This is a genomic window from Agromyces cucurbitae, assembly GCF_058349945.1.
In genome coordinates this window covers 598,727-615,483 of sequence record NZ_JBYRES010000002.1, presented here as the reverse complement: position 1 = coordinate 615,483, position 16,757 = coordinate 598,727, and the positions used below count along the sequence as shown (strand labels likewise).

17 protein-coding genes are annotated in these 16,757 nt (G+C 68.0%); 7 read left to right on the top strand and 10 right to left on the bottom strand.

What is annotated here, in order from left to right; translation table 11 throughout:
- Positions 1-115: 115 nt before the first annotated feature.
- Positions 116-1,078, top strand: a complete 963-nt coding sequence (locus tag AC3RJ6_RS09650) for a hypothetical protein (protein ID WP_491426843.1) — start codon at positions 116-118, stop codon at positions 1,076-1,078.
- An 83-nt stretch (positions 1,079-1,161) separates the two neighbouring features.
- Here the strand turns inward: AC3RJ6_RS09650 and AC3RJ6_RS09645 are convergent, their stop codons facing one another.
- A complete protein-coding gene (locus AC3RJ6_RS09645; protein WP_491426841.1) occupies positions 1,162-1,371 on the bottom strand; it encodes a hypothetical protein in 210 nt (69 codons plus the stop codon).
- Positions 1,372-1,486: 115 nt separating this feature from the next.
- On the opposite strand from AC3RJ6_RS09645, the gene AC3RJ6_RS09640 reads away from it, so the two are divergent.
- Positions 1,487-2,743, top strand: coding sequence for a hypothetical protein (locus tag AC3RJ6_RS09640; protein ID WP_491426840.1), 1,257 nt, complete (start codon positions 1,487-1,489; stop codon positions 2,741-2,743).
- Between the two features lie 377 nt (positions 2,744-3,120).
- The gene (mobF, locus tag AC3RJ6_RS09635; RefSeq protein ID WP_491426839.1) at positions 3,121-5,766 is read left to right on the top strand and encodes a MobF family relaxase; all 2,646 of its coding nucleotides are present in this window, start codon (positions 3,121-3,123) and stop codon (positions 5,764-5,766) included.
- A gap of 27 nt (positions 5,767-5,793) precedes the next feature.
- On the opposite strand, the gene AC3RJ6_RS09630 is transcribed toward mobF, so the two are convergent.
- From AC3RJ6_RS09630 to AC3RJ6_RS09620, 3 genes are all read right to left on the bottom strand, one after another.
- Complete coding sequence (locus AC3RJ6_RS09630; protein WP_491426838.1) at positions 5,794-6,417, bottom strand: hypothetical protein; 624 nt, start codon at positions 6,415-6,417, stop codon at positions 5,794-5,796.
- A 208-nt stretch (positions 6,418-6,625) separates the two neighbouring features.
- A complete protein-coding gene (locus AC3RJ6_RS09625; protein ID WP_491426836.1) occupies positions 6,626-7,099 on the bottom strand; it encodes a hypothetical protein in 474 nt (157 codons plus the stop codon).
- A gap of 93 nt (positions 7,100-7,192) precedes the next feature.
- On the bottom strand, positions 7,193-7,642 hold the full coding sequence (locus AC3RJ6_RS09620; protein ID WP_491426835.1) for a hypothetical protein: 450 nt from the start codon (positions 7,640-7,642) through the stop codon (positions 7,193-7,195).
- A 69-nt stretch (positions 7,643-7,711) separates the two neighbouring features.
- Between AC3RJ6_RS09620 and AC3RJ6_RS09615 the strand changes: the two genes are divergently transcribed.
- Positions 7,712-8,056 (top strand): DUF2750 domain-containing protein, encoded by a 345-nt coding sequence (locus tag AC3RJ6_RS09615; RefSeq protein ID WP_491426834.1) that lies wholly within the window; start codon positions 7,712-7,714, stop codon positions 8,054-8,056.
- 333 nt (positions 8,057-8,389) lie between these two features.
- Entirely contained in the window at positions 8,390-9,364 is a 975-nt protein-coding gene (locus AC3RJ6_RS09610) for an epimerase (protein WP_491426833.1), read from the top strand.
- A gap of 19 nt (positions 9,365-9,383) precedes the next feature.
- On the opposite strand, the gene AC3RJ6_RS09605 is transcribed toward AC3RJ6_RS09610, so the two are convergent.
- Positions 9,384-9,842: a nuclear transport factor 2 family protein gene (locus AC3RJ6_RS09605; protein ID WP_491426832.1), complete on the bottom strand. Its 459-nt coding sequence runs from the start codon at positions 9,840-9,842 to the stop codon at positions 9,384-9,386.
- On the opposite strand from AC3RJ6_RS09605, the gene AC3RJ6_RS09600 reads away from it, so the two are divergent.
- Positions 9,835-10,080 (top strand): hypothetical protein, encoded by a 246-nt coding sequence (locus AC3RJ6_RS09600; protein ID WP_491426831.1) that lies wholly within the window; start codon positions 9,835-9,837, stop codon positions 10,078-10,080. The two genes, AC3RJ6_RS09605 and AC3RJ6_RS09600, sit on opposite strands and share 8 nt — an antisense overlap.
- A 39-nt stretch (positions 10,081-10,119) precedes the next feature.
- Here AC3RJ6_RS09600 and cls read toward each other — a convergent pair whose 3' ends face one another.
- The 5 genes from cls to AC3RJ6_RS09575 all read right to left on the bottom strand — a co-directional run bounded on the left by cls (position 10,120) and on the right by AC3RJ6_RS09575 (position 15,179).
- Positions 10,120-11,592 carry a cardiolipin synthase gene (gene cls, locus AC3RJ6_RS09595; protein WP_491426830.1) on the bottom strand — a complete coding sequence of 491 codons (1,473 nt, stop codon included), beginning with the start codon at positions 11,590-11,592 and terminating at the stop codon, positions 10,120-10,122.
- A gap of 103 nt (positions 11,593-11,695) precedes the next feature.
- A complete protein-coding gene (locus AC3RJ6_RS09590) occupies positions 11,696-11,959 on the bottom strand; it encodes a hypothetical protein (RefSeq protein ID WP_491426829.1) in 264 nt (87 codons plus the stop codon).
- Positions 11,960-12,466: 507 nt separating this feature from the next.
- A complete protein-coding gene (locus AC3RJ6_RS09585; RefSeq protein ID WP_491426828.1) occupies positions 12,467-13,345 on the bottom strand; it encodes a hypothetical protein in 879 nt (292 codons plus the stop codon).
- Positions 13,345-14,163: a hypothetical protein gene (locus AC3RJ6_RS09580; RefSeq protein WP_491426826.1), complete on the bottom strand. Its 819-nt coding sequence runs from the start codon at positions 14,161-14,163 to the stop codon at positions 13,345-13,347. Before AC3RJ6_RS09580 ends, AC3RJ6_RS09585 begins: the two co-directional genes overlap by 1 nt.
- Entirely contained in the window at positions 14,163-15,179 is a 1,017-nt protein-coding gene (locus tag AC3RJ6_RS09575) for a PHP domain-containing protein (RefSeq protein WP_491426825.1), read from the bottom strand. Before AC3RJ6_RS09575 ends, AC3RJ6_RS09580 begins: the two co-directional genes overlap by 1 nt.
- A 115-nt stretch (positions 15,180-15,294) precedes the next feature.
- Between AC3RJ6_RS09575 and AC3RJ6_RS09570 the strand changes: the two genes are divergently transcribed.
- Complete coding sequence (locus tag AC3RJ6_RS09570; RefSeq protein WP_491426824.1) at positions 15,295-16,746, top strand: MFS transporter; 1,452 nt, start codon at positions 15,295-15,297, stop codon at positions 16,744-16,746.
- The last annotated feature ends 11 nt before the right edge of the window (positions 16,747-16,757 follow it).

Genomic DNA, 16,757 nt, shown 5'->3' with positions numbered 1-16,757 from the left:
GCCGAGGACAACCATGGTGATCCAGAAGCGCAGGATCTGACGATCGAGTTCACACTCTGATTCCAGGGTTCGCAATCAGGCGTGGGAGTACTGCGAAGCCCGGAGAACAGAGAAGATGACCAACGTTAACAGCACCCTCGGCGTCATAACCGACATCAAACGCGACGCTCGCGCATGGAGCCGCTTCACGAGCCTGAGCTACACCACGTGCCTTCGCATGATGGAGCACCCGCTCGCTCAGGGAATCCTCGGCGACAGAATCAGTGCACGAGCACTCATCGCCATCCTCGAGGACCATCCGGTCATCGGCGGCACCAGCAGCACCGGGGACCCGCTCCTGGGTGCAGGCGGCATGCACTCCACCCAGCCGCTGCCGGTCTCGGGCGCCGATGGATTCCTCACGGTGGTGCTCTGCGCGGAGATGCTGCGCATGTTCACGCCGATCGAGAGCCTGAACCCGCCGGCGATCGACGAACTGCCGGATCGCGATGACCCATGGCACGGCAGCCACGGCCTGAAGGAGATCGCCGAGAAGTTCCTCGAGCCCGTGTACGGCTACGTCACGAACGGTCAGCTCATCTGCGCAGCTGCTGTGCTGGGGCTTCCGATGGCGCCGTCGTTCGATGCCACGAGCCCGGACGTGGTCATCGCGCTTCCCGCGTTCGAGTACCTGTACGTGCAGAAGACCCTCGGCCGTGGCGGGTCTGTGCCGAAGGCTCACCATCACCGCCCACCGGGGTTCCAGCACCTCCGTCACGTGCTCGACCAGCCTGGTGCGGGAAGCCCGAGGAGCGCCGCGCCTGCTCGCTGGGCAGGCGCAGACCCGTACGCAGAGCTGAAGACCAGCCCCTTCCACGAGTGGCTGATCGCGCAGCGTGATCCCTCGGGTGCGCGCGGCGAGTTCGCGACCCGCGAGAATGTCGCGGCCGACTACCTGATGGGTGTCGAGGCCGGCGACCACCGCGTCGCGACCAACGGCGCGGATCTGCTCCTCATCCTGCACGAGGTGGGAGCAGACCCGGAGTTCTTCCACGCTGCGGAGAGCGCAGTCGCTGACTGGGACACGCTACAGCGCTAAGCGTGCCGCCGAGCACGAAAATAGAGGCCCCCGAGGCAGCATCGCCTCGGGGGTCTTCTCGTGGATCTCGTCGTCGCCTTGACCTAGTCGTCGATCTCGATGACTTCGAAGTCCGCCTCATCATCGTCATCGGGGTAGTCACCCGGGTTGGACAGATGCAGGATCTCGCCGCCTGTGCTGTAGTTGCCGACCTGGTCCTCGCCGTAGGCGTTGGCCTCCTCTTCAGTCTCGAAGACTTCGTCCTCTTCCTCGGTGGACCCATCCGAGTACTTCATGACGACCTTGTAGCCCATACACACTCCTTCTCGTGAACGATCAGACTGCCCGCGCACCAGATTGCTGTCAACGAGATGACCAGCGGCAGAGGGTTGACCGAACAGGCATCCAGCTCGATGCCATGATGGCCGGATGACCGCAGAGACGACCACACCCGCACCGGCACCAGCAACGCCGCCTGCGCCGGGTTCACTCCGTGTCGCCGAGCGCCGAGTACCGAAGTTCGACCTCCTAGGCCGACTCGGCGAACGCCCGGAGATGAACAGGCTGCAACGCTCGTTCTACGTGCGCGACTTCCAACCGGGGTTCATGAGCGGGGATCCTGTCGACGTCGACGGCCAGTCCGGCTACGCCACGGTGTTGCTCCACGAGCTCGCAGACACGATCGAGGCAGAAACGAGCGCCTTGAGCGAGATCCGGCGTCTGGCGGACACATACCGCGACAGCGGCGGACTGTCCTTTCCAATGGATGTCACTGCGGCCACCTACTTCCTCGAGGGGAACTTCGCAGCAGGTTATTCGGCGTTCCCACAGACCCGTCGGATGAATCTTCACCTGGCGCTTGCCGAGCACCTGGGATACCCGCCGCTGACCTCGATCGACATCTTCTTCTGGAGCGATCGTCTGCCCGCGCGAAGCTCAAACGGTCGCGGCCAAGGGATCCTCGACAGGCTCGACGCTGCACTCGATGCGTTCCATGCCGAACACGGACTCAGCGTCCTCGACGAGTTCTGGCGGAGGCTGAACGTCGACGCATCCGTCGAAGACGTCGCACTCTCTGTCGAAGACGACGTGACCGAGCGCTTCAACGGTGAGCAGGTTCGAGCGATCCTGTCGGCTTCGCGGCCGCCCGAGTTCACGCCGCGAGCCCTTTCCGCGTTCGGCGGATACCCCGAAATCACACGCGAGATCCACTGGCCGGCGGCCTGGGGCGTGAACGATCCGCGCGAGTTCCTCGTCACGGCGAAGTGTCGCCAACTCCTGCGCGATGCCGAGAACGCCCAGCGCCGCGCGGATGGGCTCCCCGGGGTCGGCGAAGGCTGGGTATCCGAGACGGCGCTGCTTCGTGAGCTCCAGCGAGCGTTTCCCGACGAGAAGGTCGTCCATCAGTGGCGACCATGGTGGCTCGGTCAGCAATCTCTCGACATCGGGTTCCCGCATCGCCTGGTCGGCGTCGAGTACCAAGGTGCCCAGCACTCGAAGCCGGTGGGCTTCTTCGGAGGTGAAGAAGCATTCAGCCGCCAGCAGGATCGCGATCGAACCAAGCGCCGCCTCTGCGAAGACAACGGCTGCGCACTCATCGAGGTGCACCCCGGTTACGTGATCGAGGAGGTCTTCGACCAGGTGCGAGCCGCTTTCGATCGCCCACGCAAGGGCGACGTGACCTAGGGAGCAGTGCCGGTGCCCTCGCGGGCGCGGTCGGCATCGACCAGCAGGCGATGGAACGCCCACCGACCCGAACCCAAGCGCTCACCGCGCCCGCTCCACTCGTCGCAGCTGCTGTTCGTCTCGACTCGCCGTTGCTGCTCACCGGCTGCCTCACGAAGACGGACCTCACCAGCGGTGATCGAGGAACCACCGGCGGGATTCAGCTACTGCAGCGCCAGCCGACCTGACGGATACAGGGGCACTGCCCTTCGAAGACGCCACATTGGTCACCTCGTCGTCGCCCACCCAAGTGGAATCATGCCCTCATGCCTCAAACCTGAATGGACGTATGCTACCGTAGGTAGTTGCAAGAACCTGAGCTAGCTCGGAGGAAGGCGATGCGTGGTGGAGTGATCCTGTACCGAGGTTCCGGAGCCGACGCGCGCCGGTACCTCGAGTCCGATCGCTCCCGCGCCGACGACTACTACCTCGAGGGCGGCACGGCGCTGGCTGAGTTCGCCGTCGTCGACGGCAACGGCGACCTGATCGGCGAGGGCGCACTCACTCCCGACCAGTACGCCCAGTGGGTCGACTGGATCAACCCGCTCACCGGCGAGTCGATGGGCACGCCCCGCCACGCCGGCGACGCCCGCCACGGATCTCCGCGGTTCGCCGAGATGGTCGTCAACGCGCCGAAGTCGCTGTCGATCGCCGCAGCGCTTCACCCCGAGGTATCCGATGCCCTCGATGCTGCGCAGCGCGACGCGGTCGCCGAGATCCGCGTCTGGCTCGGCCAGCACTCGGTCACGCGAGTCGGCCCGCGAGGCGCGCAGCGGGTGGTGCCGGTCGAGCAACTCGAGACAGTCGCGGTCTCGCACAAGACCTCGCGGGCCGGCGACCCGCACCGGCACATCCACTTCCAGATCGGCACGCGGGTGTGGGCGGATGCCGCGTGGCGAGGTCTCGACACGGCCGCGCTGTTCCGGCAGCAAGGTGCCATCCGCGCGCTCGGCACCGCGGTGATCGCGGCGCACCCGCAGCTCGCGGCCACCCTCGACGCGCACGGCCTCACGCTCGATCCAGTGACGGCCGAGGTCACCGAACTGCAGCCGTTCAACGCGGCGATGAGCAAGCGTGCCGAGCAGGTCGCGCGCAACCTGGCGCAGTTTGAGAAGGAGTGGCGTGCGGAGCATCCGCACCAGGAACCAGGGCCCGCCGCGATGTCGCGTCTGACCGCGATGTCGTGGGATCACGAGCGGCCGCACAAGAAGCCGGCCCAGCTCGGCAGCGAGGATGCGTGGCGACGCGAGCTCGAGGCATCCGGCTATCGACCTGATCTCAAACGCGTGCCGGCGCAACGGGCCGTCGCGCTCGATGAGCTGAGCGTGCAGGATGTCGCGTCCCGCGCGCTCGATCGATGCGCGGCCGCCGCGTCGACGTGGACGGTGCACGACATCCAGGAGCACGTATCGCACCTCATCACCGAGGCCGGCGTGCTTGCTGACCCGACGCCGCTGCACGAGTTCGTCACGCTCGCCACGGAGCTCGGCGAGGAGAACTGCCTGTCAGTGCTGCCGCCCGATGGGCCGCGACCTGAGCACGTCGCGCACCTGACGAGCGTGCACGTCATCGCCGTCGAGACCCGGCTGCGCGATCTGCTCACGGCTCGGGCCGAGCGGCCGCAGGTACGCGCGCCCGACCTGTCGCGCATCGCACGGCGACTCCGACTCGACCCGGCACAGGCGCGCGCGGCTGCGGCCGTGGCATCCACTCAATCGCTCGTCGTCGTGGAGGGTGTGGCCGGTGCGGGCAAGACGACGATGCTCGCCGCCGCGATCAGGGCGGCGGCGATGCAGGGTCGCAAGACCCGCGTGGTCACGCCGACGAAGAAGGCGGCCGACGTTGTGCACCAGGAGCTCGGGGTTGCGGCCGACAGCGTCGCCAAGCTCGTGCACGAGCACGGGTGGCGGTGGGATCGCGACGGCGTGTGGACGCGGCTCGCCCTCGGCGACCACGACCCCGATACGGATGCCGCGTACGTCGGCCCCGCGGCATCCGCTCGGCTCACGCTGGGCGAACGGATCGTCGTCGACGAGGCGGGCATGCTCGACCAGGACACCGCGGTCGCGGTGTTGACCATCGCCAACGAGCACCTCGCCGGCGTCGCCCTCGTCGGCGACCGCGCGCAGCTCGCCGCGGTCGGCCGCGGCGGTGTGCTCGACATGGCCGCGCAGCTGCTCCCCCGCGCGCATCGCATGACGGCCGTGCACCGATTCGTCGACCCCGCGTACGCCGCGCTCACCGTGCAGATGCGGAGCGGCGATCATCCGGAGGCGGTCTTCGATCGGCTGTGCGCGCTCGGTCTCGTTGCGATTCATGAGAGCCCGGATGCGCAGCTCGAGGCACTTGCGAGCGAATGGCGCGAGGGCTGCGCGATGACCGTTGCGACGAACGACGAGGCGCGCGAGTTGAACGCGCGGATCCGCGAGGAGCGGGTGCGCGCCAGGGACGTCGATGACAACCGCACGGTGACCGGGAGCGATGGGCTGAGCATTGGGCGCGGGGATGTAGTTCAGACTCGGCGGAACGACTCGGGCGTGCGGGTCGCGAATCGGCAGGTGTGGGTCGTTCAGAGCGTCGACGAGGACGGCGCGGTGTGGGCGACGGAGCGTGCCGCTGACCATCGGCCGAGATCAGTGCGACTGCCTGCCGGGTACGTCGCTGAGCATACCCATCTCGCGTACGCAGTGACCGCCCACGGGGTGCAGGGGTCGACGGTGGACGAGTCACACACGGCGGTTGGCGATGCAACGGGGGCGGCGTGCGTCTATGTGGGGATGACGCGTGGGCGGAGCCTGAACCGCGTGCATCTCGTTGCGGCGGCGGATGCCGAGGAGGCTTGCGAACAGTTCGTACTTGCGACAGAACGCGACCGCGCTGATCACGGGCTCACGAATGCTGCGGCGGCTGCGCGGGAGTCAGTGCGCGGGCTCGCTGCCGGCACCGTGCCTCGGATGACGCCTGAATACGGGCTGAGCCGATGAGGATCCTTCAGTGGGCTGGCCTGGTAATCAGGTCGCCGCGCTTGCCTCGATCCGCCGCGACCAAATGGTGACGCTCTGTGAGCGCGGACCTCCATTGGTAGCTACCTCCTCGAGGACCTCCCACGTTGGCTCCTGCCACGCAACCCATTCATTTGGGACGACGGCATTGATCCGTTTGATTTCCCGAGAGGCGAACTTGGACAGGCGCGCCCTCTCGAGCGTCGGGATCGCCAGGAGGTCATCGACTGCCTTCGATACGGGCCGCACACCGAACATGTTGATCTCCTCGAGCGCGAGAAGGCGAAGTGGTTCAAGCGACTCGACCTGCGTGACCTTGCTGCCATCCCAGCTCGGTCTCGTCTCAAGGATCAGCCGCCGAAGTGACCGCAAACTTCTCAGCGCCGTGAGGTTCGCCACGTTCGGCATGTGGTGGATGCGCAGCTGCTCAAGCTGCTCCAACGGCCGCAGCGCATCGAATGAAGGTGCGAGCCAGCCGAACACTTCAAGCGAGACGAGGTTGTGCAGATCGCCGATCGTGTCCCACCGCTCAAATCGGCATTCGACAACGCGCAGGTGTGAGATCTCGGCTGCGCGGTCATAACTAGGGAAATCGAGAGAACGACTTCCGCGGACCTCGAGCTTCAGTGCCATCCGCCGAGCGTAACCTGTGCTGGATCGGCCCGCGCTCAACTGGTGAGCGTGCACTTCCAACGCTTTTGGTGCGGGCGTGACCTCTCGCCGATGACGAGCACTCCCGATCCCAGAGAACCCAGCGAATGATGCAGATCGGTGCTCGCCCCCCTGCGAGCGTGGTTTGCCGTTACTCCGAGCCTTCGGCGCGCAAGGTCTCAGAGATGAATCAGCGACGGGAGCTTTGGGCCGCTGGCTCCCGGCGCTCGGAGAGACTTGTGAAGACCACTTCGTACTCGCCGCGCGGCCAGAGGAGCACGCGGTGCACGAAACGCCCACTGGCTTCGACGTCAACCTCGTCGTAGGCGATCTCGGTCTCGTCCTCCAGCAGCCGCAGTGATTCGAGGGTTGATCCAGGTTCGAGGCGGAGTTGCGATTCAAGAAATGACAGCTCGATGAACTCATAGCCGACCTGCAGGTCACCAATGAGGGCACGAACCACGAGGACGTTGTCCGCCCTGTGATCGAAGGCATGGATTTGTGCGTCATGCAGATTGATGTCCCGGACCAATCGCTCTGCACCACTACCCAGTCGCGGAAGCACTTCGTCATTGTGCGCCAGGTAGCTCTCCCAACGCTCGTCCGCCTCGTCGTCATCGAGCCCGCCTGAAGCCCATTCACGGGTGAGCCACTTCATCGTCACGTTCAGGAACGTAGTTGCTCAGGGGCGCAAAGCCAATCCGCCTCGACGCGGTTGGAGGATATGCGCCGGAATGGGAGCAGGTACTCCGCCATCTCACGCCGATGCGGTGATTATGAAGCGGTCTGCTGCGGAGTCGTACCGAACGACGACCTGTTCCCAATCTCCCTCCTGCGAGATCAGGACGTCTTTGGCCAGGTGTCCTCCGACTCGGCGAATGACATCGCAGAGCAAGTCCACCGATGCCTGGTTTTTGAGTTCGCGGAGATCGATGTCGAAGAGGACCTCGGTCGTTGGGAAGAAACGAATGTGAAGGTCCTCCCCTGGATTGATTGCGAATGTCTCGTATTCGCGCGCCGACTGTCCGAGGTGGTCGGGAAGAACAACCACGTGGTCGTCCCAGACCGGGGTCCAGCCAGCTGAGCTCAGCGCACGGAGCACTTCCGGCCAGTCATCTGCGGTGGAGTTGACGACAAGTCCGTCAGGAAGGCACCCGATATCCGCACCGAACGCCTCGCGGAGCCGAATCGCGTCCACTTCGGCCATAGTGCGATTCAAACACTTGCTGAGCTCCGGCAGTAGGACGACGCGGCAGGGGTGCGCTACTTTCAGTCCGTGACGACGAGCGCTACGCAGGCGAGTGCATTCTTCCGCGAGGTGGGCGGCGACGGATCGGTGTGGACCGTTGAGGACGACGGCGGCTTCCCCGCACCCGAAGGAGTAGACGGTCGCCGATCGATGCCGTTCTGGTCCCGGCTCTCACGGGTCGAGCGAATCATCGCGACCGTTCCGGCTTACGCGCAGTTCCAACCGCGCGAATTGGGCCGCGGTGAGTTTGTGGATCGGTGGCTGCCTGGGCTCGAGCGCGACGGCTTGCTGGTGGGCCTGAACTGGGCGGGCCCCAACGCCACTGGCTACGAATTCACGCCGACGGAAGTGCTCGATCGCCTGAATGGCTGACACCCGCAGGCATCGAAAACCGCTCTCTTCGCGAAGCCGATTCCTACCTCCGCCACGGAAATCTGTGCCATTAATGTGCCATTGAATGCGCGAAAACTATCTGAAACCAACTGTGACCGTTTCGAAGAATCCCTGATCAGAGAGATATCGCAACCACAAGAATTGAGCGAAAACCGCCCAGGCTCACTGAAAATCGAAAGGTCATCGAATCGAGTCGGTCGGAGCCACCGGATGAAGACCCCCGGGTAGCCTTGGTGGTCTTCTTGTGTTCTCGCGGACCCGCCCGGTCGCTTCACTACGCTGGCGACAGCGCCGGAATGAACTGGGGGTCACATGTCGCAGACGCCGGTCGCCGTGGTCGCGGGCGCAAGCGGGTTCGTCGGCACCGCGATCGTTCACTCCCTCATCGACGACGGATACGTCGTGCGGCGGATCGGTCGAACCGGAGAAGTCACGTGGAGCGATCCCTCTGCGATCGCCCGTGCCGTCGACGGATCGTCGGTGCTCGTGAACATGGCCGGCAAGTCGGTGAACTGCCGCTACACCGACGCGAACCGCAACGAGATCCTCCGATCCAGGGTCGACACCACGCGCGCACTCCGCGAAGCGGTTCGAATCGCCGAGGCGCCACCCGCGCTGTGGCTGAATGCTTCGACCGCGACGATCTACCGGCACAGCATGCATCGGCCGAACACCGAAGCCGACGGTGAACTCGGCGAGGGGTTCTCCGTCGACGTGGCGCGCAACTGGGAGCGGGAGTTCTTCGCCGGCGATCTGCCGCACACTCGCCGAGTCGCGCTCCGCATGGCCATCGTGCTGGGTGACGGACCGGCGACGAAGTCGCTGGTGACACTCGCACGCCTCGGCCTCGGCGGTCCGCAGATCGACAGCCCGTGGTTCCCGCACAGACGCTACCGGGGCATCGGGCCGGCGCCGACCGGTGCCGATCAGTCGGTGTGGCATCGCACCCGGGGGCGGCAGAAGTTCAGCTGGATCCACCTCGACGACGTCATCGGCGCCATCCGTTTCATCCGTGACCGCGATGACATTTCCGGCCCCGTGAACCTCGCGAGCCCGAATCCGACCGACAACCGAACGCTGATGCGAACCCTGCGCTACAGCGTGGGCGCACCCGTCGGCCTCCCAGCCTGGAGGTGGATGCTCGAACCCGCGATGTGGGCGCTGCGCACCGAACCCGAACTCGTCCTCAAGAGCCGGTGGGTGCTTCCCGCTGCTCTCGTCGAGGCCGGCTACACCTTCGAGTACCCCGACGTGCGTGCCGCCATCACGAACGTCTCGGCTCGCTGAGCAAGGTGGCCCGGCCCCCTCAGTGCGTGATCGTCGTCTGCTGATACAGCGCCAGCCGCGGCCGCCCGTCGACGCGGCGATAGACGCTCGACATGAGCGCCTCGAACGTCTCGCTGCCGTCATCCCGCGACGCGACCGCACGATAGACGAGGGCGGCTGCATCCTCGCCAATGTCGACCAGGCGCGCGTCGCTGAGTTCGTACCGCGCCCACGGCGGTGCGTCGTCGAGCGAGCTCGCGATGGCATCGCGGTCGAGCACCATTCCGTTCACGAGCACCATCACGGCGTCGTCGGTCATCAGCTCGCCGTAGAAGGCCCCGCCCGTGCCGGAGCACAGCGATGACCAGCCGTCGTGTTCGATGGCGAGCAGTTCGTCGAGGGTGAGATCACTCATGCGGGCGATCCGAGCACATTCAGCGCGTGTTGTGAAGGGGGTTGGCGCCCGGCCGTCGAGCTGCGAGCATCGGCCGATGGACACCTTTCACGAGCGCAACGACGACCTGCAGGCCGAACCCGTCGAGGCCGGCTCCGACGACGCGACGCGCGCAGAGAAGCTCGACGGCGTGATCGAACAGGTTCGCGGCGACCTGCTGCTCGGCCACGTCGACGACGCGCGCGGCATGGTGCGCGACCGCCTCGCCGACGCGGGGCTCGGCTCCGACGAGAGCGACGTCGACGCCGTGCTGAGCGCGGTCGAGGGCGGCACGCCGGCCTGAGACCGGGCACCGCCCTCTAGCGAAGCGGATGCCGCTCCGCTACTCGAGCGCCGACGTCAGCCGCGCGACGCCGTCGAGGAACTTCGCGCGCGTCGGCTCGTTGAGCCAGGCGTCGAGGGTGAGCTCCTTGCTGATCTGCCGGTAGCCCTCCTCGACCTCGCGCATGTCGCGCACGAACGACTCGCCGCGCACGAGCATCGAGATCTCGAAGTTGAGCAGGAACGAGCGGATGTCCATGTTGCTCGAGCCGATGAACGCGATGTCGTCGTCGATCGTCATGTGCTTCGAGTGCAGGATGTACGGGCCCGGGTACATGAAGATGCGCACGCCCGCGCGCAGGAGCGGCTCGTAGTACGACCGCTGCGCGTGCCACACCATGCCCTGGTCGCCGATCTCCGAGACGAAGAGCTGCACGTCGAGGCCGCGGAACTTCGCCGAGGTGATCGCGTACATCATCGCCTCGTCGGGCACGAAATACGGGCTCGTGATGATGACCTTCTCCTGCGCGGCGTTGACGAGGCCGAGGAACATGCGCAGGTTGTTCTCCTCGTCGAACGACGGGCCGCTCGGCACGACCTGGCAGACGAGCGCCTCGGGCGACTCGTCGAGCGCGAGCTCGGCGACCTTGACGTGCGCCGTGTCCATGAGGTTCTCACCGGTCTCGGCGTACCAGTCGGAGAGGAAGACGGTGTTGATCGCCGCGACCGTCGGCCCGGTGACGCGCGTCACCAGCTCCTGCCACATGAGTCCGCGCTTCTGGTTCTTCGGCGAGTCGTAGTCGCGCGAGATGAGGTTCTGCGAACCGGTGTAACCGACGTGCCCGTCGACGACGACGAGCTTGCGGTGGTTGCGCAGGTCGGGCCGCTGGAACTGCCCCTTGAACGGCTTCACGGGCAGCAGGTACTTCCACGCGACGCCGATGCGGTCGAGCTCGGCGATCGTCTGCTTGTGGATGGGCACCTTCGCCGACGCGATGTAGTCCATCATCAGGCGCACCTTCACACCGCGCTGCACCGCACGCTCCATCGCGGCGAAGAACTCGCGGGTCGTGTCGTCCCACGCGACGATGAAGAACTCGATGTTCACCCACGACTGCGCCGTGTCGATCTCGGCGGCCATGCGGTCGATCGAGGCCTGGTAGTCGCCGATGAGCTCGGCTCGGTTGCCACCCGATGCGGGCAGGGCGCCGAGCGTGCGGTTCTGCTGCACGATCGAGGCGAACCACGCCGGCCAGGTCGAGCGGTCGACCGTGTAGTCGTGGGCGTCGACATTCTGCGCGATCAGCGCGTCGACCTCCTGCTGACGCTTGCGCCGCTTCTCGGGCAGCTTGGCGTTGCCGATGATGAGGAACAGGAGCACGCCGATGAACGGGATGAGGAAGATCGCGAGCAACCACGCCATCGCCGCCGTCGGCTTGCGATCCTTCGGCACGATGAAGAGCGCGATGATGCGGATGGTCCAGTCCGCGAGGATGAGCACGACAGTCCAGAAGACCGTCGGATCGAAGTTCACGAACGCCGTCCGTCGGACTCACGGCTGTAACGGATCATGGCTCCTCCTCGGGCCCGGCGGCACCCCTCGCCGCCGCGGGTGAGACAACGATAGCGGTCGGCGGTCACTCGGACGAGCGCAGGCGCGCGGCATCCCGCCGGTACATCGCCGCATGCTCGACGAAGTCGTCGCGTCCGGTCGTCGCGGCACGGCCGTCGGTGAAGCGGGCGAGCTCGTCGAGCCGCTCGGCGGCGGCCGCGAGCACCTCGGTCACCGAGTAGTCGGCGCCGTAGGCGGCGACGAGCCGGCGCACCCGGTCGACCGGTCGCTCCCCGTCGGACGTCGTGTCGGGGTCGTACCCCTCCGCGTCCTCGGCGAACGGCGCCATGCGGTACGCCAGGTAGGCGAGATCGTGCAGGCGCGGCGAAGTCGAAGTCGATGAGCCCGACGATGCGCCTACCCTCGACGACGAGGTTGTACGGGGCGACGTCGTTGTGGCGCACCACTTCGACGGGTTCGTGCGGCGGCCTTCGCCACGTGAGCGCCGGGTCGTGGGCGAGCGGCAGGGATGCCTCGTGCACGCGTCTCAGCAACCGGCCGGCCTGCTCGAGCACGGCGGTCGACCACTGCACCTCGAACGGCGCGTCGACGAGCATGCCTCCCTCGATGAAGCTCACGACCTCGCGACCGGACTCGTCGAGGCCGAAGGGCTCGGGCACCTCGTCGACGCCCGAAGCCCGCACGGCGGCGAGCAGGGCGTGCACGGCGGGCGTCCACTCCCCCGCGACCCGGCGCACGGTGTCGCCCACACGGACGACGGGCTCCATGTTGCCGCCGGTCAGGGGGATCTCGGGAAAGGCCTGCTCGTCGTCCACTCGGCCATGATGGCAGCAGTTCAGCGCGCGTCGCCGAACAGCAGCGGCACGAGCTGGATGCCGAGTCCACTCGCGACGAGGCGCAGCCGCCGGTCGCTGCGCAGACGCGCCACCCAGTCGAACCGGCCGAGGTCGGCGATCTCGACGAAGTCGCCGGCGCGGTCGTGCGCGCCGAACCCGACCCTGAGCCCGTCGTAGTAGTTCGACGCGAGCGTCTCGGCCGTTGTCTCGACGTGCGGCAAACGCTCGGAGAGGCGCTCGCGGATCCGGTCGCCGAGCGTCTGCGCCCCGGGCGCCGTGCGCACGATCGCGCGCCGGTCGCGGAACGCGAGCCCGAGTTCGTCGGCGCAGGCGTCGAAGAACCGGTCGAACACGCCGAGCTGACGAGCGACCGCGTCGACCTCGAAGCCGTCGTCGGCCTGCGCACGCCCGGCCGAGGCGAGCGCGAACAGCCGGAAGTGGCGCGAGTGCGAGGGCTTGCCGCCCGTGAGCGACTGCGCGCGCATCGTCTGGTGCACTGTCGCGAGGTGCACGGGCTCGGGCGACTCCGCGAGCCGCGCGGCGCATTCGAGCGCGAGCACGTTCGTGGGATCGGAGACGACCTCGGTGGTGCGGATCGTCGAGACCGTGCGGTCTTGCGAGGTCGGGGCGACGACCGAGCTGGTGCCGAGCGGCGCAACGGGCGAGAGCAGCAGTGCCTCGGCGAACGGCGCCGAATCGAGCGCCAGCCGGTCGAGGGTCGTGGAGAGGCGCTGGTCGATCGGGCTCGGCGCGACGAACCCGTCGTCGCGGTACTGGCGCACGAGGTCGGTCGGCCGGCGTCGCTCGGCCTGCGCGCGCACGAGGGCGAGGAGCTCGCCGCGCGTCTCGCTCGGCGACTCGCCCCTCGTCGCCGGCATCAGCGGATCGCCCCCGGCGCGATGATCTCGTGCGCGGGAACCACCGATGCGTCGAGGAGCACCCGGTCACCGAGTTCGTGCTCGAGTTCGACGGTGAACGGCGTCGGCGGGTTGCTCTGGCACGTGTACGCCCCGTCGGTCTGCGGCGCGACGCCGACGACGAGCTCGACCGCGGTCTCGGTCTCGACGACGTCGACCACCTCGATGCGCCCCGTTGCCGGCTGCCCCGAGTTGCACGACCGCTCGGTCGCGAGCAGTGCGATCTCACGATCGGCGGGTCGGGGCATGGCCGCGGGGTCGAGGGTCAGCGACGCCTCGCCGAGCCCGCCGAGGTCGATGCGAGGCGAGCAGCTCGTCGCCGTGTCGACGCCCCAGTTGTCGTCGATCGGCATCGCGCCCGGGTTCGCAGAGACCGAGATCAGGTCGAAGTCGCGCACGTCTCCGCCACCGAGGTCGACGGGCGGGTCGGCCTCGCGCATGAGCACGACGTGGTCGTCGCGATCGACGGCGACGAACCAGTCGTCGAGATCGTCGATCGGCACGACGGGCGACTCATCGAGGAGTGCCCCGAAGGCGGGCGGCAGCGACGATACGGGCACCTGCTGATCGAGGGCGCCGGCCGTCACCTCGACACCCCCGCACGTCAGGATCGTCTCGGGATCGAGCCCGCTCCCCGGTGACCCGCTCGGCGATGCTGACGGTGACGATGCGGATGACGGATCGGGCGCGGCCGGGCCGCTCACGCAGCCGGTCAGCAGCACGACCGTGATCGCCGCCACGGCCGCCGCCGCGGCGCGCGCCGCTCGCATGCCGCCCATCAGCCGCGCGCCCACTCGAGCAGCCGCTCGACCGGCCACGTCGTGACGATGCGGTCGGCGGGCACGCCGTTCGCCTCGGCGCGCGCTGCGCCGAGCTCGAGGAACGACAGGTGGCCGGGCGCGTGCGCGTCACTGTCGATCGAGAACAGGCACCCGGCGTCGAGGGCGATCGCGATCAGGTCGTCGGGCGGGTCCTGCCGCTCTGGGCGAGAGTTGATCTCGACGGCGACGCCGTGCTCGGCGCACGCCGCGAACACGGCCTCGGCGTCGAACTCCGACTGCGGGCGGGTGCCGCGGGAGCCCTCGACGAGTCGGCCCGTGCAGTGGCCGAGCACGTTCATGTGCGGGTCGGCGATGGCACGGAGCATCCGTCTCGTCATCTCGGCCCGCTCGGTGCGCAGCTTCGAGTGCACGCTCGCGACCACGATGTCGAGCCGGTCGAGCATGTCGGGCGTCTGATCGAGCGAGCCGTCGACGAGGATGTCGACCTCGATGCCGGCGAGCAGGCGCAGGTTCGGCTCGCCGGCCTGCACGACCTCGATGAGCTCCTGCTGTTCGGCGAGGCGCTCGGCGCTCAGCCCGTTCGCGACCCTGAGGCTCGGCGAGTGGTCGGTGATCGCGAGGTACTCGAGGCCCTGCGCTTCGGCCGACTTCGCCATGACGGCGAGGCTCGTCGTGCCGTCGGACCACTCGGTGTGCGCGTGCAGGTCGCCGCGGAGGTCGGCCCGCAGCCCGTTGGCGGCGGTTCCCGCCGGCGAGAGCCCGGCCTTCGCGCGCAGGTCGGCGAGCCGCTCGGGGACTTCGCCCGCGAGCGCCTGCGAGATGACGGCGAACGTCGAGTCGCCGACGCCCGCGGTGCGTCGCAGCCGGCCGTCGGCCGCGCGGGCGGCGAGTTCGTCGGGCGACAGGTCGCGGATCGCGTCGGCGGCCTTGCGGAACGCCTTCGACTTGTACGCCGAGGCGCGATCGCGTTCGAGGTGGAACGCGATCTCCTCGAGGGCCGTCACGGGATCCATACCCCGATTGTGTCGCGAGTCGACCGCATCGCGCTTGACGCGGGCCGGATTCGTCGGTATATCTATACCCCCTAGGGGTATTTAGTTCCAAGCAGATCCGAAGGAGCAGCACATCATGTCCACCTCCACGGCCGCCGCACCACGTCGGTGGCTCGGCCTCGCGCTCATCGCTGCGGCCCAGTTCGTCGTCATCATGGACACGTCGATCATCGGCGTCGCCCTGCCCGACATCCAGGCCGAGCTCGGCTTCACGCCCGAGTCGCTGTCGTGGGTGTTCAACGCCTACGTCATCGCCTTCGGCGGACTGCTGCTGCTCGGCGGCCGCCTCTCCGACCTGTTCGGCGCCCGCCGGGTCTTCATCGCCGGGTGGCTGACGCTCGCCGCCGGCTCGGTGCTCGCCGGCGCCGCCTCGAACGTCGGCCTCGAGATCGCCGGCCGCGCCGTGCAGGGTGCGGGCGCCGCGCTCATCGCCCCCGCCGCGCTCACCCTGCTCATGGTCCTCTTCGGCGGCACGCCCGAACTCCCCCGCGCATTCGCCGTCTACGGTGCCGCGGCGCCCATCGGCGGCACCGCCGGCGTCTTCCTCGGCGGCGTGCTCACCGAGTACGCGAGCTGGCCGTGGGTGTTCTACGTGACCGTGCCGATCGCCGTGCTCGTCATCGCGCTCACGCCGCTCGCCCTGCCCGCCGTGCCTCGTCGTCGCGGATCGGTCGACGTCGCCGGCGCCATCACCGCAACGGGCGGACTCGCCGCGGTCGTCTACGGCGTGGTGCGCGCACCCGAGGTCGGCTGGGCCTCGGCCGAGACGATCGTGGCCCTCACGGTCGGCGCCGTACTGCTCGCCCTGTTCTTCGTGATCCAGGCGCGCAGCCGCCAGCCGCTGCTGCGGCTCGGCATCTTCCGGGCACCGCGCCTCGGCGCCGCGAACCTCGCCCAGCTGCTGCTCGGCGCCGCCTGGGTGCCGATGTGGTTCTTCCTGAACCTCTACCTGCAGCAGGTGCTCGGCGCCGGTGCGTTCGCCTCAGGAGCGGCGCTCCTGCCGATGACCGCCCTCATCGTGATCGGCATGGTCGCGCTCGCCCCGCGTCTGCAGGCCAGGTTCGGCGCGAAGCCGCTCATCGTCACCGGCTTCGTGCTGCTCGCGGTCGGCCTCGGCTGGCTCTCGCTCGCCCGGCCCGACGGCAGCTACGTCGCCGACGTGCTGCCTGCGTCGCTCGTCGCCGCCCTCGGCATGGCACTCGCGTTCGTGCCGTCGCTCGGCACCGCGATCGGCGCAGCGAACCCCGAGGAGACGGGCGTCGCCTCGGGCCTCGTGAACACGAGCTACCAGATCGGCTCGGCCGTCGGGCTCGCGGTGCTCACGGCGGTGGGCGCGGCCGTCACGGCGGGCGGGGCGGATGCCGCGGCGCTCACCGCCGGCTTCTCGGCGGCGTTCCTCGGCGCGGGCGTCGTCGCCGTGCTCGGGTTCATCGCGACCGCACTGTTCCTGCGCGGGGCGCGCGGCGGTGCGACCGCCTCGGCCGACGACGCGACGACGTCGACGGCATCGGTCGCCGTCGACGCCTGAGCAACACGACG

Bases quoted from the DNA above. Each gene is read 5' to 3' on its own strand.
- AC3RJ6_RS09650 (WP_491426843.1), top strand. From the start codon at position 116: ATGACCAACGTTAACAGCACCCTCGGCGTCATAACCGACATCAAACGC.
- AC3RJ6_RS09645 (WP_491426841.1), bottom strand. From the start codon at position 1,371: ATGGGCTACAAGGTCGTCATGAAGTACTCGGATGGGTCCACCGAGGAA.
- AC3RJ6_RS09640 (WP_491426840.1), top strand. From the start codon at position 1,487: ATGACCGCAGAGACGACCACACCCGCACCGGCACCAGCAACGCCGCCT.
- mobF (WP_491426839.1), top strand. From the start codon at position 3,121: ATGCGTGGTGGAGTGATCCTGTACCGAGGTTCCGGAGCCGACGCGCGC.
- AC3RJ6_RS09630 (WP_491426838.1), bottom strand. From the start codon at position 6,417: ATGGCACTGAAGCTCGAGGTCCGCGGAAGTCGTTCTCTCGATTTCCCT.
- AC3RJ6_RS09620 (WP_491426835.1), bottom strand. From the start codon at position 7,642: ATGGCCGAAGTGGACGCGATTCGGCTCCGCGAGGCGTTCGGTGCGGAT.
- AC3RJ6_RS09610 (WP_491426833.1), top strand. From the start codon at position 8,390: ATGTCGCAGACGCCGGTCGCCGTGGTCGCGGGCGCAAGCGGGTTCGTC.
- AC3RJ6_RS09600 (WP_491426831.1), top strand. From the start codon at position 9,835: ATGGACACCTTTCACGAGCGCAACGACGACCTGCAGGCCGAACCCGTC.
- AC3RJ6_RS09590 (WP_491426829.1), bottom strand. From the start codon at position 11,959: ATGGCGCCGTTCGCCGAGGACGCGGAGGGGTACGACCCCGACACGACG.
- AC3RJ6_RS09585 (WP_491426828.1), bottom strand. From the start codon at position 13,345: ATGCCGGCGACGAGGGGCGAGTCGCCGAGCGAGACGCGCGGCGAGCTC.
- AC3RJ6_RS09580 (WP_491426826.1), bottom strand. From the start codon at position 14,163: ATGGGCGGCATGCGAGCGGCGCGCGCCGCGGCGGCGGCCGTGGCGGCG.
- AC3RJ6_RS09575 (WP_491426825.1), bottom strand. From the start codon at position 15,179: ATGGATCCCGTGACGGCCCTCGAGGAGATCGCGTTCCACCTCGAACGC.
- AC3RJ6_RS09570 (WP_491426824.1), top strand. From the start codon at position 15,295: ATGTCCACCTCCACGGCCGCCGCACCACGTCGGTGGCTCGGCCTCGCG.